Below are 13,773 nucleotides of genomic sequence, written 5' to 3'. Positions count from 1 at the left end.
TCAGGCCGGCTGCCGGGGTACTGTAGCCAATAGTGCCGCTACTTTGGCAGCCATGCCATCGGCCTGTTTGTTCAACTGATCGGCCTGAACCGCATGGTCACAGGCCCACTGCAACAGCTTATTGTCTTTTTTTGCGGCCGCGAGTTGTGCAATCCGGTAGTAAGTATAGGCCAGCAGATCCGGCGCCTGCGAAGGGCATTGCAAACTACGCTGATAATACGCCAGCGCCTCTTCCGGCTTGTTTTGTACAGCGGCGATGCGTCCGAGGTGATAGAGCAGGGCAAATGCAACACCGGTGCTGTCGTTGGGAATCCCCTCTTGCAGGTACGACTGTGCCAGCTTTATGGCTTCCTCATATTTCTGCGCAATACGGAGGTTGAGTACCCGTACTACTTTCGCCTGCGCGCGGGCCAACGGTGTCAGCGTTTCCTCCCAATGTAATATCCTGAAATAAGGATCTGTCTGCACCGCTTTCACGGTACCAGTTACGGGGAGCTGAAAAACTTGCCGGCGGGCGTTGACAGCCAGTTGATGTATAGCAGTAGTGCCATTGTTGTAGAGGATGCGTACTTCCAATGGTAACTGGTATAAGCTATCCTGCTGGGTAATGCTGAGCTGCAGCTCGTTCTGTTGTTGCACCCAACTGCTTTGCCATGCGGGGGCCCCGGTTCTTTCGAACCATTGGTCAAAAAACCATTGCAGGGAATGACCGTATGCCTTTTCTATCTCCCGTTGAAAATCCTCCCAGCTAACACCATTCTGTTGGTACTTTTCACCGATGTTTTGCAACGCCTCATTAAACAGTGGCCGGCCCACGGTGGCTGCCAGCAGGTCTAAAGCCAGGAAGCCTTTACTATCGCCCAGGATATGTTCATTTTCGCCGGTAAGGGCTACCAGTGGTTCATCGTTGCCAGCGGCGGCATTTTTGAGATATCCCAATCCGGATTGATCCCGAAGGTAGCCAGGGTAGCCTGTTCTGCGATAATCAACCGCGTGGGCGCTGTCGAAATAAGCAACGGTTTGCAGGGAGCTATACTGGGCCAATGCTTCTGAAAGCATTCCTGCTCCTTTAGTGCCTCTTGCCCTCACTTTATTGCCCCACCACTGATGGCCTATTTCATGGCCGAAAAGGGCATAGTTAAACTGTCGCAATGCCGCAGTGGGCATCACCACGCCACCTAAAATACTGGCGCCTCCAATGCCGGTTATTTCAGATACTTCATCAGGGAATTCGATAATAGAGAAATTGGGGATCGCCAGCGGTCCAAAACGATCCGACAGGAAACGCAATACTGCAACGGATTTCCTGGACAAATCGCTGCCATTAATCGTGGGGCTAAGGCTATAAGTATAGAAAGCATGGTCTCCTTTATATTCCTGCCTGGAATAATTTCCGATGTACAGAGAGAAAATATCTGGTTGGGTATAGTGATAAATATAAGTTCGTTTATCCGTGGCCGTATTCACTTTACAGGTAGCAGCCGCCATCACTGCCATCCGGTTCCCGGAGGTAGTGATGGTGATTGTACCTATACCACGGGCGCAACTGCCGGTGCTATCTTCTTCCCGCGAAATTACCTGTGGATACCAGGCGGACCCGTATCCACCGGCCATGCAAAAAGTGCTGTCCAGATAATACTGGAAGGTAGGCGCACTACCCCGGTCATATGCATACTTCATTTGTACCTGGGTACCAGGCTTCAGCGCAGGATGAAAATACCAGCGGTACACAATATCTCCCCCGGCATTCACACTGGTATCCATACGCCCGGTGGCGCCGCTCATCTGCCAGGTAACTGTACTGACACCACGACTGACCACAATATCCAGCGAATCGGCACAGGTTGGCGCGGTTTCAAATGTTAGTGTACCCTGTACGGCAAAGCTGCGTTGCTGCAGATCCACCGCGGCCTGCAACTGGTAATCCAGTTTATGTTGAGCGGCTAAAAAAGAAGGTAAGAAGAGGCATATAAAGGCAATTACCCGAGGCATACTTTTTTTATACAAAGTAAGGGTAAGGCTACGCCAAAAAATAGTATCAGATTAACTTTTTCAGCAGGCTCCGGAAACGGTGAGGGGTCACCAAATAAAAGAAACGAAAAGACCTTACCAGGTGGGAAGCATCTGAAAACCCGGCGGCATAGGCAATATCCGTTACGGGCAAGGTAGTGGTAAAAAGCAACTCCACGGCCCGTCTTACCCGCATTTTGAGCTGGTATTCGCCCATGGTGATTCCTTCTCTTTCTTTAAAGGCGCGGGCCAGGTATACAGGATGGACAAACACCCTTTCCGCCACCGATTTAATCGTATGATGGGTATCGAATTCATTCTCCAGGATCGCCTTTGCCTTCGGGAGCCAGGCCAGGCGCAGCGGAACGTGAACAGTGGTGTATTCCGACAACCAGTTTAAAATATATTCTTCGGGTAAGGTTACGTGAGGATCTGTAGAAAAGAAATAAAGCAGGCGATATAAGTAGTCAAAGGTACCTGTTTTATAGACCGTCATTTTCGCGGGCAATACAATACGTTGTTCAAGTTGTTGCAGGTCGGTTTGCTTGAATTCAATATTCAGGCAATGTCCGCCTGTATCCCGGAAATGATTGGCATGATGGTATCCGGCAGGTCTGAACAGTACTTCGCCGGGCATGATGTGGTTGCTCGTTTGCCTGTTCACTTCTTCATAACCACCATTGATCAGGAGGCTCAGGTATGCATTTTCATGATAGTGTTCATGGAGATGCGCATCCGGCTGATAAGCCGTAATATTCAGTTTAAAGGCAGCATTTTCATTAAACTGCTGCTCTTTACCGAAGTAGTGACCGGGTGATAATACAATACCCATAAATGCCCGTGCGGTGTAGACCCTAAAGATACTTCTTTAAAACTTATTGTGCCCGCCAGTCCCAGGCTACCATATCCCATTGGTTGGGGCCGTCCATATACGAATGTATTATCTGGAACCCTACCCTGGCATGGGCTGCATGGGAGCGGGTATTAGCAGCATTTATCTCTGTGACCAGGCAATCGTAGCTACCGGAAAAACGGTCCTTATGCGCCTGGTACAGGGCATCAAACAGTCCTTGTCCGCGCCAGCCTTCCCGGACACAGATCTGGCCTATAAAGTAATGCCGCAATGTAGCCACCTTTGTGCCGTTGACGCTCTGTGTTGCCGCCATTTCCACGGTGGGGCGCATTACTTCGATATCGTTACCTGCATCAACAGAAGTAGCCAGGGCATATCCTACCAGTGTATTGCCAGACATGATCACTGGCTGTGGCATATCTGCCATCATCCTTTCCACCATTGGCTTTGTGTACTCGAAAGTCAGGAAGCCCTGTGATTTTGCTGTTTCGGAAGAAATATGCTTTACAAGATTGCTGCGCAGCAGCTGTAATAAATCATCAATGGCTACAGGCGCTAATACGGTGGATTCAAATGTGTTTTCCGGGTTCATGCGGGTCGGGTTATTTTCCTGTAAGTTGCAGTTTTCCTTTTAAAAAAGCAAACGGGGTCATTTTGAAAAAATGAGTTTAGGTTGACTAAAAAACAAATACCTTACAGTATCCTAAAATGCGATATATCATGAAACGAACTCCCTGGTTTGAAAGAGTGTTTCCCCCTATTGAAGACAACGGTATGATGCCCTCTATTATTGAACGTTTAAGTGGAACCCCTGCCAGAGCGGAAGAAATTACGGCTAAGCTGACCCCGCCCCTACTCACCCGTAAGCTCACCGACAGGTGGTCCGTAAAGGAAGAAATAGGCCACCTGGGTGATCTGGAACCTTTGTGGTCCGGCCGTTTGGACGATTTTACCCGGGGGCTTCCCGAACTGAGAGTAGCAGATTTAACGAATCAGGCTACCCACACCGCGAATCACAACGCCACCGAAATCAGGGCGCTGTTAAAACGCTTCCGGGAAAGAAGACGTGCCCTCGTAACGAAATTATCACAGCTGAGTGATGCACAACTGGTGCATACTGCGCTGCATCCGCGGTTAAAAAAGCCTATGCGCGCTATTGACCTGGCGTATTTTGTAGCAGAACACGATGATCATCACCTGGCAAGTATCCGGGAAATATTGACAGCGATTAGCTGATGTACTGTTCTTCTGATAAAAGAAAAAATCCCCTACGTTTTAAATCATAAGCCCGGCAGTTGAAACATCAACTGCACGGGCTTTGACTCCTAACTATGATCCTCCACTATTCCTCCAGCTGTTTCAGTTTCGTAATTTCCACACAAATAACACAGTAACAGAAGCCGTTTACACAGGCACAATCATATACGGTTCCGTTGCATTCGCGGGTGGTGCAATCGGTGCAGGCGGCCGGGCGATTAGCGGATTGCAGTATTTGTACAATGCGTTGTTCATCTCCCAAATATTTATATACCTTATGATCTTTTTTGAAAACGACCCGCATGCCCGGGACTTCGCTGTCGGCGGTTACCCGCACAAATAAGGCAGGGTCCAATATTTTTTCAGTTCCCTTGCTGATAAACAGGGAATTTAAAAAGGCGGCATCTGCTTCCGCAGTAGTGGAAACACCTTTTTCATTTATACTTTTTGCGGCTGGCTGGGATTCCGTTTTGCGGCCACCGGTGTAGGTGCGATGGTCTTCTGCCTGTATGTCATCAATTTTATGTGAGCCGGAAACACCTTTTTCACTAATGCTTTTCGCCGATGGCTGGTGAATGGTGGTGTCTCCACCGGGATTTTTACCCCCTTTTACGATAATACCACCGATGGGGTTTCCGGGCCTGCTGCTCTGGGCTGCCAGGTGTAAGCCACTATACAGGATAAATGCGAGGATCATTGTCATTGCTTTCATAAAAGGACATTTTGTGGTTGTCTGCTTATATATCAACACTGCCTGCAAATTGTTACCCCCTGTTATGACAACGGGCATAGCTGCGTAGCTATGCCCGTGTTTTTGGCAATGGTGTATGATCACATTGCTATAATTCTCCCAACACTACGTCTAAATGCTGCAAAAAGCTGTCAGCATTTTCTTTGTTGAATACTAATGGTGGTTTTATTTTCAATACGTTATGCAGTGGGCCATCGGTGCTGATGAGGAATCCCCGGTCTTTCATTTTCTCTACTACCACATCAATTTCCGGTACTGCCGGTTCCAATGTTTCCCGGTTACGCACCAGTTCTGCCCCTATGAACAGGCCATGGCCGCGTACATCCCCGATAATCGGATGCTTCGCCATGAGCTCCCGTAATCCTGCCATGAAATGCTCGCCGGTTTCCAGGGCATGCTGTTGCATTTCTTCGTCCTGGATCGTTTGTAATACTGCTTTACCACAGGCCATAGACACGGGGTTACCACCAAAGGTGTTGAAGTATTCCATGCCGTTATTAAAGGCGTCTGCAATGGCTTGCGTGGTAACAACAGCTGCCAGCGGGTGACCGTTGCCAATGGGTTTACCCAGTACCACGATGTCCGGTACTACCTCCTGTAACTGGAAGCCCCAGAATTCGTTGCCTACGCGGCCAAAGCCCACCTGTACCTCATCGGCAATACAAAGACCACCAACCGCACGTACATGCTTATATACCTGCTCCAGGTAGCCGGGAGGCAGCGGTATTTGTCCGCCTACCCCCAGCAGGGTTTCACAAATAAAGGCGGCAATGCCCTTCCCTTCTCCCGATAACCGGGTAATAATATCTGCCACATCCTGCGCATAAGCAGTACCGGCATTAGCATCGTTGTATTTATAAGGGCCCCGGTATAAATCCGGGTTCATGGCTTTATGGGTATGCGCCGGTTTGCCGAAGCCACCTTTACCGTCGAATTTGTAGGGACTCAGTTCCATGGCCACCGTAGAAGTACCATGATAAGCATGGTCCAGTACAATAACATCTTTCTGTTTTGTAAAATGACGGCTCATGCGGATGGCCAGGTCATTTGCTTCGCTACCGGAATTGGTGAAGTAGCATACCTGTAGCGACTCCGGCAAAGTAGCCGTTAGCTGCCGTGCAAAAGCAACCAGTTCATCATGCAGATAGCGGGTGTTGGTATTGAGGCGGGCAGCCTGTTGCTGAATGGCCTGTACTACTGTAGGATGGCAGTGTCCCACATGGCTCACGTTATTCACGCAGTCAATGAAGGTGCGGCCTTTATCATCGTACAGGTATTGCAACGCGCCCTTCCATATTTTCAGTGGTTGTTTGTAGCTGATACTGAGGTTGCGGCCTACGCGTTGTTTCCTTTCTGCCAGCAGTGGTGCATAATCATCGGCAGGATTGATCAGTGGCGCAAAACCTGCGGCTACGCGGAATGCGTCGGTAGCTGCCATGGGATTAATTTTGATCAGCTGGTACAATAATTTCCAGGCGCCGGCTTCCGTGATAAAGTGGAAGGGATTATTGCTGCCTTCCGCGGTGCGTTGTGCGGCGTTAGTAACGCTGATGCATAAACGCGCAGCTACCAGGTAATAGAGACAAGCGATTTCCTGCTCTGTTAACGCCCACTCTGCCTGGTATCCTTTTACTACCTGTGCGGCGGCTGTTAACGGATCTTCCTGGTGTAACATGGCGTAGGTACAGGCAATGGCCAGGTTGTTCACCAACTGCGTGTATACCATATCCCCGAAATCTATCAGGCCGGTGACTGCTTCATTTTTTACGAGCAGGTTATAGTCGTTGGCATCGTTATGAATCACGGCCATGCGTAGCTGTGGCAGTAGTGGTACTATCTCTGTTTCAAACTGCAGTAGGAAATAGGCTACCATGCGACGGCGTTCATGGTCTTTGATAGCCGGCAAATGGGCACGGGCGGCGAGTGTATTGCGCAGATCCCAGCTATAGATGCGGTACGCAGCCGGATGGGCAAACCCTTGCAGGGCGTGGTCCATCTTGCCCATAAAATGACCCAGGCTAAGCAGTAGCTGTGGGGTGTGTGCTATTTCATCTGCCCAAATCCTTCCTTCCAGGAAAGTGAGGATACGCATGTAGCCGGTGGACAGTTTGGTAATTTCTTCGCCCTGCTGATTCAGCAGTACTTGCTGAAACCCTTTAGCTACGGGTGTATCCGCCAGGTGGCGCAGCATTTTCAACTGGGCATCCAACAGGTGCAGATCACTGTTGATGTCCGCCACTTTGCAAATGTATTGCTGGCCGGCATTGTCTGCCAGGAGGAAGTTACGGTCTTCGTAACCATCCAGGGCCTTTACACTTACTTCCAGTCCGTAGTGCTGTTGCACCAGTGCTTTCATTTCTGCTATTTCCATGATGTTTAATTTACTCGTGCAATAACAATAACGTATGTGCTGCCGACCAGCTAAAATTAGGTGCATTCAGTCCTTTGCCGGTCAGCGGATGATAATTTTCGTATAGTGGCAGCGCGTCGTTCATGCCGGTAGCGTTTTGCCATAACTTTGCGGACAGCGTTTTTGCCAGGTCATTGTAGCCGTATGCTTTCAGTCCGGCGATGGCGAAATAAAACTGATCCAGCCATACTGGTCCCCGCCAGTACCCCTTTAATGGGTCAAAGTTGGGATGATCTGCTGTGAGCACCGGTAATGGTACCGTGGTATTAAATTTCCCCGGCTGTGCAATGATGGCGGCTACGCCTGCTGCCTGCTGCTTGCTGGCAATACCAGCCCACAGCGGAATCCAACCTTCTGCACCTTCTATCTTTATCAACTCGTTCCGGCGATCATAATAAAAACCGGTGGCGGTATCAAAATATTGCTGGTTAATTTTCTCTTTCAACGACACTGTCTGTGCTGTCCAGGTATCCTTCAAATGCAGCAGCGATGCCATTTTCGCAAGGTACTGCTTTTCTGCATAAAGATAAGTATTGAGATCTACGGATGACTGATCCAGCGACCAGGCCTGCGCATTATTTTTTTGCATGCGGGCATGATCGAAGCGTACCGCGTTATCCATGCCACTTTCCCAGGCAGCGGCAATGCGGGTGCCGTCAGTAGAACCGTATTCACAAAGGCTATCCCCATCATGATCCCGGTTGGCATACCACCAGCGGTGATAGCGAACCAAAGGTGCATACATTTCTTTTACGAAAGCGGTATCTTTTGTATGACGGAATACTTCCCATACGGCCCATGCTGCCAGTGGAGGCTTGGTATCGCGGGCATTGTTCTCTTTACTGTTGGTATAAATACAATCGATCACCATCCCATCCGGCCATTGGTAGTCGAACATAGCGCGGATATTATTTTTGGCGAGTTCAGGATGAAAGATGCTTACGGCAGCCGCTTGTTTCCAACTATCCCAGGCCCAGAAGCCATAAAATCCCTGGTAGCTGGCAGAAGGGAAAATGCCTTCGTGCTTCAAATCACCGGCAGCGCTGCGCCAGTTGGTCAGCAGCGTCATGACGCATTTTACCATCAGGCGGCGTTGTGTAGTATCTGATGTAAAAGTGGATGCCAGGTAATCATCCCAGCGTTGTTTATTTTGCCGCAGCGCCACATTAAAATCGCGGCCACCGGTAGCAGGTTGCCGGTAGCTCTGCAACTGTGTTTCCTGCCAGCTGCCTTTTGCGGGTAACTGTATTTTCTTTGTGGCAGTATAGCCGGCGTCCCGGAAAATAATCTTCCATTTGGCAGGCGATAAGTAATCGATATAAAACGTATGCCCGTTACCGTTAACCTGCAATTGTTGGTTATTTTGTTTCCAGGCGGGGTGGCTTAACAGGCTACTTCCCTCCCATTGCAGCTCCAGCTGCCGGCGCTTGTTGGCCTGGTTGGTAATACTGGCCTGTATCATGGCGGTGGTGGCACTGGTAAAAATCAGCTGCAAGCGTACCTTTATATCCGACAGTTCATAGCTTTGTTCCAACAGGCCGGGATAGTAATGCTGGGTGCCATTTTCCGGCAACAACTCCTTCCCTTCTTCCAGTACATGGAGCCGGGCAATGGCATTACTCAGCCAGCGGCCATCCATATCCATCAGTAACGGACCTACGAAACCGCCATAGCCGGCGGTACCTGTGGCGGGCAGCGAATAAGCGTGCCATGCGCCATTATCTGAGAAAAAACTTACGCCTACCCCGGAAGTATCTGTTACCTGGTGTCTAATGTCCAATACGTCTGCAAATTGCTGCCTGTCTGCCTGCTGTGCTTTTACACTTAATGTGCCGCAGCAGAGTAACCACCACCATTTCCTCATATTATTCGAATCTTTGTTTAGCTTGTTGTACCGGTGTTGTACCGGGTTGTAAAGGTCTTAATGTAAACGTATACTGATAAGATTTGCAGGGCAGCTGGTATTGCGCATGTGGTTTCGCCCCCCAGCTATTGTCGCCACCGAGGCCTGATTGCAGGTAGTCGATATTCCACCAGATCAGGTCTTCATTGAGCATAGAATGTCCGTGTTTATTTTGTTTGCGGTCGAAGTCCAGGTTAGCCATATCAAAATGTAATACGCCTGCGCTGAGTAAGGAATCGGATACAAACATGAACCCGGCTTTGTTTTTATCCTGCAGCGCCATCCAGCTGATGTCTGTACGGTGACCACTTTCCTGTGCCCGTGGATAAGGATGGAAGAGTTCATCTGCTGCCATATGATATACGTCGATGTCTGCTGCATATTTGCGATCGGGGTAGTTATCGAAAGGTCCTCTGCCCAGCCAGCTTACCTGGTCGTAGCGGGCTGGCAGGATCATGCGCATGCCCATGCGGGGTATTTCCGGCAAGGTGGTATCTGTAGGCATAAACTGCACGGCCACGGCGATATCGCCATTTACGGCGATGGTGTAGGTGGTAGCATAGTTTACTTTTACCTTCGGGAGATAGTGCAGGGTTTTTACCTGCGTACGCGTAGCGCTGAGTGGCGTTACTTCAAACTGCTTTAGCTGTGCATCTTCCAGTGCATGTTGCCATACTTCACAACGTATCTGTTGGCTGTTACCGATATCATTGTCGGTAGCGGCCCGCCAGAAATGTGGTTGCAAAGGGCCTTGCATCAGGGCGTTGTTGCCGGCTGTATAGGTTTCGAGCCAACCGGTGGTTTTATTGAAACCAGCGCCGAATAAGGCGTTGCCGATGCTGCCATCGTTTTTCACTTCCAATGCTGGGCCGGTGAGTGATGTTTTTACCACTGGTACATACGCTGGCAATGGAAACTGTTCGGTGGCAATGACACTATTTTTCTTATCTACTGCTTCAAAGTGAATATAGTAGCGGGTGCCTGGTGTTGGAATAAAGAGAGGCAAGGCAATGGCGATCAGGGAATCTTTGCCTGGAGCGATAGAGAGTGCAGGACAGTTGCCGCTTTCAATAGTAGCTCCGTCTCCCCTGATCCTCCACCTTAACGTATATTCGTTCAGGTTAGTAAAGTCGAAACGGTTAAACACGCGCCATTTATCGCCTTCCTGTTTCACCTGTACGTTCTGGTACACTTTCCTTACTTCAAATGCCTGTGGGTGCGGGGTACGGTCTGCCGCCAGCATGCCATCTGCGCAGAAACTGGTGTCGCTGGTAGCGCCTACGGTACCCATATCACCGCCATAAGCCCATATCTGGCGACCGTTGGCATCTTTTTTCAGGAAGGTCTGATCTGCAAAATCCCAGATAAATCCGCCCTGTAGGCGTGGGTTTTGGTATATCTGATCCCAGTCTTCTTTCAGGTTACCACCGCTGTTTCCCATCATGTGTGCGTATTCGCATTGAATGATGGGGCGGTTATCTTTTACATGTAAGAATTTTTTATCCAGGATGTAGATGGATTTATACATCGGGCAAATGATGTCCGTCCACTCGTTGTGGCCGGCGGCTTCGTATTGTACCGGCCGGGTGTTATCTTTTGCTTTGATGTATTTATAAGTAGCTACAAAATTTTGTCCGAAGCCGCTTTCGTTGCCGAGTGACCAGGTAATAATGCTGCAATAATTTTTATCCCGTTCTACCATGCGTCTGGTGCGATGCAGGTAGGCCTGTTCCCAGTCTGGTTTATCAGAAAGGGTTTGCCAGGGATGGAACGACATACCATCGCATTCTATGTTGGCTTCATCTACCAGGTAAATACCGTATTCATCGCAGAGGTCATACCATTCTTCTGTATCGGGGTAGTGGCTGTTGCGCACGGCGTTGATGTTGTATTGTTTCATCACTTCCAGGTCGTGCACCATACCGGCATGGGATACCACGCGGGCGCGGTACATGTCGTGTTCATGACGGTTCACGCCTTTGATACGGATAGCAACGCCATTCACTAAAAATTGTCCGTCTTTTATTTCAACGGTACGGAAGCCGATGCGGTGGGCCATACTTTCCAGTACGGTGCCATTTTTATCTACGTGTGTGATGACGAGTGTATAGAGTGCCGGATGTTCTGCGTTCCATGCCTGGATGTTTTTCAGGAGGGCATCCATTTGCCAGGTACTGTCTTTACCTATCTTCCATTCTTTGGTGAGTATCACTTTGCCATTATCCAGCAGTTGCACCTGCATGCGTTGTCCGGCTTCGGCGGCGGTGGGTGTTCTGTTCAGGGTGAGTGCCAGGTTAAGCTGGCCGTCTTTATACTGGTTTACCAGTAGTGGTTTTGCGAAGAAGTCATATAAACAGAGCTTAGGCCTGGCGACCAGGTATACGCTGCGTTCAATGCCACTGAGTTTCCACATATCCTGGCCTTCCAGGTAAGAGCCGTCATTAAAGCGGAACACCTGTATCGCTACACTATTGTTGCCTGCCTGCAGGTAGGGCGTGATATCAAATTCGGAAGGGGTTTTGCTGTCTTTACTCAGCCCGATATATTGTCCGTTTATCCAGAGATAGAAAAACGAGTTTACACCGCCGAGGTGAATCCATACTTGTTTGTTTTTCCAGTTGGCGGGTACGGTAAAATCGCGGCGGTAGGAACCCACCGGGTTAAAGTCGGCCGGTACTCTTGGCGGGTCCGGAGGGAAAGGATATTCCACATCGGTAAAAATATAGCTATCGTATCCGGCGGTCTGCCAGTTTTCCGGTACCTCTATTTTTTTCCATTGGGAGACATCTGTCTCTTTCTTATAAAAGTCCAGCGGTCTTTCTGAGGGGTTGCGGGCAATATGAAACTGCCAGGTGCCATCCAGCAGTTTAACAGCTGCACGCCCGGAATCCCGGCGTACAGCTGCTGCTGCGTTGATATAGGGTATGAAATGGGCATGCGGTGCTAATACATGCTCTGCTACTTTATGTGGATTCTCCCAGTCGTTCGTTTGTGCCTGACCGGTAGTAACTACGGGTAGCATCGCCAATAACAACAATAATCTATTATACATACATCTCCTTAATTAGCCATCGGATTATTCACGGTTTCTTTCAGCGGAAGCGGGTAAAATGCTTTATCCAGGGAGAAAGAGCGGTTTGCTTCTTTCATTTCTTTTTCCAGCAGGCCCCACCTGCGCAAGTCGTAGAAGCGGGAGCTTTCCAGGGTCAGCTCCATTACTCTTTCGTGAACCACCTGGTTGAAAATGGCCGTTTTATCGGTGAGGGTCAGTGCCGGCATTTTAGCGCGGTCACGTACGGCGTTGATGAGGGCCATGGCGCCTGGTTTACCCAGTTCGTTCAGCGCTTCCGCCTGCATGAGCATAACGTCTGCCAGACGGATCAGGGGAACGTTGATAGCATTATCATTTCCTAAACGGTCGAGCGAAGCCGGTACCCATTTACGGAAAGCGATGGTATTGGCGGTGGCGCCGAAAATGTCGCTGTACTTATAACCGTAGGCTTTTTTGGTAGCATCATTGAAGTAGGAATCATTGAAAAGAATGGTGCCGTATACGCGGTGATCATACAAATGGTCGCTGGAAGTTTTCCCTTCTTTCAGGAACTCTGCCAGGAAGCGTGGCGTACCATAAATTTCACCGTAGCCGCCCATGTCGGATGCAGCTACCCAGTCGCCCAGGTAGGAACCATACGCAGCACCGTTGTTTACATCGGAAGACTGCTGCAGTTCGAAAATAGATTCCGGCGTATTCCTGGCGGCACCGTTGAACATGGACATGTAATCGTCGTTCAGGTGATACTGATTGGAGGCAATTACTTTACCCAACCAATCGGATGATTCGGTGAGTAACGCCGTAGCATTACCTTTATCTTCTCCGGCGCGATATAAATATACTTTTCCTAACAGTGCCTGCGCAGCACCTTTGGTAGCGCGGCCCAGTTCAGTATCCGGACGATCGGTGCGCAGCGGTAATCCAGCTTCTGCGGCTTTCAGCTCACTGCAGATGAAATCCCAGGCAGCTTTACGTTCTGATACCCCCAGCGGCAGATCTCCTTCTCCCTTTGGCACCTTATCGCGGATAATGATTTTTTCGAAATCAACAATCAGTTTATAGTGATAATAGGCGCGAAGGAAATGCGCTTCCGCCAGGATCTGATTTTTAGAGGCGTCATCGATCATCTCCGGTTTCATCGCTGCTACAGCTTCCAATACCTGGTTGGTATAATAGATACCACGGTAATTTTCGCGCCATAACAGGTCGATCGCATAGTTACCGGAGGTGAAGTTGAAATTATAGTGTTCTACCCACCATGCATAGTTGTAAGCATCATCACCTGGCTCAACATAGTCTTCCCGGTAGAAGCTGCGTACGGAACGTGCTTCCACATAGTTATCCCAGTAAACGAAGCCTTCCACCTGTGAATAGGCCGCAGCCAGACCAGACAATGCCCGCTCTTTGGTAGTCCAGTATAACTCCACATCCAGTTTATCCGGAGAACGCTGATCCAACACATCTTTACTACAACCTGGGGTCAAAGCCAGGAATGCCAGTACAACGGGTATATATAAATATGATTTTTTCATTTTAA

The 13,773-nt window shown here is 49.4% G+C and carries 9 protein-coding genes; 1 reads left to right on the top strand and 8 read right to left on the bottom strand.

The genetic code is table 11. The annotated features are described in order from the left end of the window. The 3 genes from AC5ZC7_RS11095 to AC5ZC7_RS11085 are packed head-to-tail and all read right to left on the bottom strand — an operon-like array spanning nucleotide 1 to nucleotide 3,455. Nucleotides 1-1,992, bottom strand: coding sequence for a M1 family aminopeptidase (locus AC5ZC7_RS11095; protein WP_496159225.1), 1,992 nt, complete (start codon nucleotides 1,990-1,992; stop codon nucleotides 1-3). Between the two features lie 46 nt (nucleotides 1,993-2,038). Next, on the bottom strand, nucleotides 2,039-2,842 hold the full coding sequence (locus AC5ZC7_RS11090) for a helix-turn-helix domain-containing protein (RefSeq protein ID WP_496159226.1): 804 nt from the start codon (nucleotides 2,840-2,842) through the stop codon (nucleotides 2,039-2,041). 43 nt (nucleotides 2,843-2,885) lie between these two features. Further along, nucleotides 2,886-3,455, bottom strand: a complete 570-nt coding sequence (locus tag AC5ZC7_RS11085) for a GNAT family N-acetyltransferase (RefSeq protein WP_496159227.1) — start codon at nucleotides 3,453-3,455, stop codon at nucleotides 2,886-2,888. Nucleotides 3,456-3,583: 128 nt separating this feature from the next. Between AC5ZC7_RS11085 and AC5ZC7_RS11080 the strand changes: the two genes are divergently transcribed. Beyond that, nucleotides 3,584-4,099, top strand: a complete 516-nt coding sequence (locus AC5ZC7_RS11080) for a DinB family protein (protein ID WP_496159228.1) — start codon at nucleotides 3,584-3,586, stop codon at nucleotides 4,097-4,099. Nucleotides 4,100-4,205: 106 nt separating this feature from the next. On the opposite strand, the gene AC5ZC7_RS11075 is transcribed toward AC5ZC7_RS11080, so the two are convergent. The 5 genes from AC5ZC7_RS11075 to AC5ZC7_RS11055 form a co-directional block, all read right to left on the bottom strand. Next, on the bottom strand, nucleotides 4,206-4,832 hold the full coding sequence (locus AC5ZC7_RS11075) for a hypothetical protein (RefSeq protein ID WP_496159229.1): 627 nt from the start codon (nucleotides 4,830-4,832) through the stop codon (nucleotides 4,206-4,208). 127 nt (nucleotides 4,833-4,959) lie between these two features. Then, on the bottom strand, nucleotides 4,960-7,242 hold the full coding sequence (locus AC5ZC7_RS11070) for an aminotransferase class III-fold pyridoxal phosphate-dependent enzyme (protein WP_496159230.1): 2,283 nt from the start codon (nucleotides 7,240-7,242) through the stop codon (nucleotides 4,960-4,962). A 10-nt stretch (nucleotides 7,243-7,252) separates the two neighbouring features. Further along, on the bottom strand, nucleotides 7,253-9,145 hold the full coding sequence (locus AC5ZC7_RS11065; protein ID WP_496159231.1) for an MGH1-like glycoside hydrolase domain-containing protein: 1,893 nt from the start codon (nucleotides 9,143-9,145) through the stop codon (nucleotides 7,253-7,255). Between the two features lies 1 nt (nucleotide 9,146). Continuing rightward, nucleotides 9,147-12,236, bottom strand: a complete 3,090-nt coding sequence (locus AC5ZC7_RS11060; protein WP_496159232.1) for a glycoside hydrolase family 2 TIM barrel-domain containing protein — start codon at nucleotides 12,234-12,236, stop codon at nucleotides 9,147-9,149. Between the two features lie 8 nt (nucleotides 12,237-12,244). Next, the gene (locus tag AC5ZC7_RS11055) at nucleotides 12,245-13,768 is read right to left on the bottom strand and encodes a RagB/SusD family nutrient uptake outer membrane protein (protein WP_496159233.1); all 1,524 of its coding nucleotides are present in this window, start codon (nucleotides 13,766-13,768) and stop codon (nucleotides 12,245-12,247) included. Nucleotides 13,769-13,773 lie beyond the last annotated feature (5 nt).

Source organism: Chitinophaga sp. 9-1-y, assembly GCF_059511905.2.
This window is presented reverse-complemented; position numbering and strand designations above follow the sequence as displayed.

Coding starts and splice junctions, on each gene's coding strand:
- AC5ZC7_RS11065 (WP_496159231.1), bottom strand. CDS start 9,145: ATGAGGAAATGGTGGTGGTTACTCTGCTGCGGCACATTAAGTGTAAAA.
- AC5ZC7_RS11055 (WP_496159233.1), bottom strand. CDS start 13,768: ATGAAAAAATCATATTTATATATACCCGTTGTACTGGCATTCCTGGCT.
- AC5ZC7_RS11095 (WP_496159225.1), bottom strand. CDS start 1,992: ATGCCTCGGGTAATTGCCTTTATATGCCTCTTCTTACCTTCTTTTTTA.
- AC5ZC7_RS11080 (WP_496159228.1), top strand. CDS start 3,584: ATGAAACGAACTCCCTGGTTTGAAAGAGTGTTTCCCCCTATTGAAGAC.
- AC5ZC7_RS11075 (WP_496159229.1), bottom strand. CDS start 4,832: ATGAAAGCAATGACAATGATCCTCGCATTTATCCTGTATAGTGGCTTA.
- AC5ZC7_RS11090 (WP_496159226.1), bottom strand. CDS start 2,842: ATGGGTATTGTATTATCACCCGGTCACTACTTCGGTAAAGAGCAGCAG.
- AC5ZC7_RS11060 (WP_496159232.1), bottom strand. CDS start 12,236: ATGTATAATAGATTATTGTTGTTATTGGCGATGCTACCCGTAGTTACT.
- AC5ZC7_RS11085 (WP_496159227.1), bottom strand. CDS start 3,455: ATGAACCCGGAAAACACATTTGAATCCACCGTATTAGCGCCTGTAGCC.
- AC5ZC7_RS11070 (WP_496159230.1), bottom strand. CDS start 7,242: ATGGAAATAGCAGAAATGAAAGCACTGGTGCAACAGCACTACGGACTG.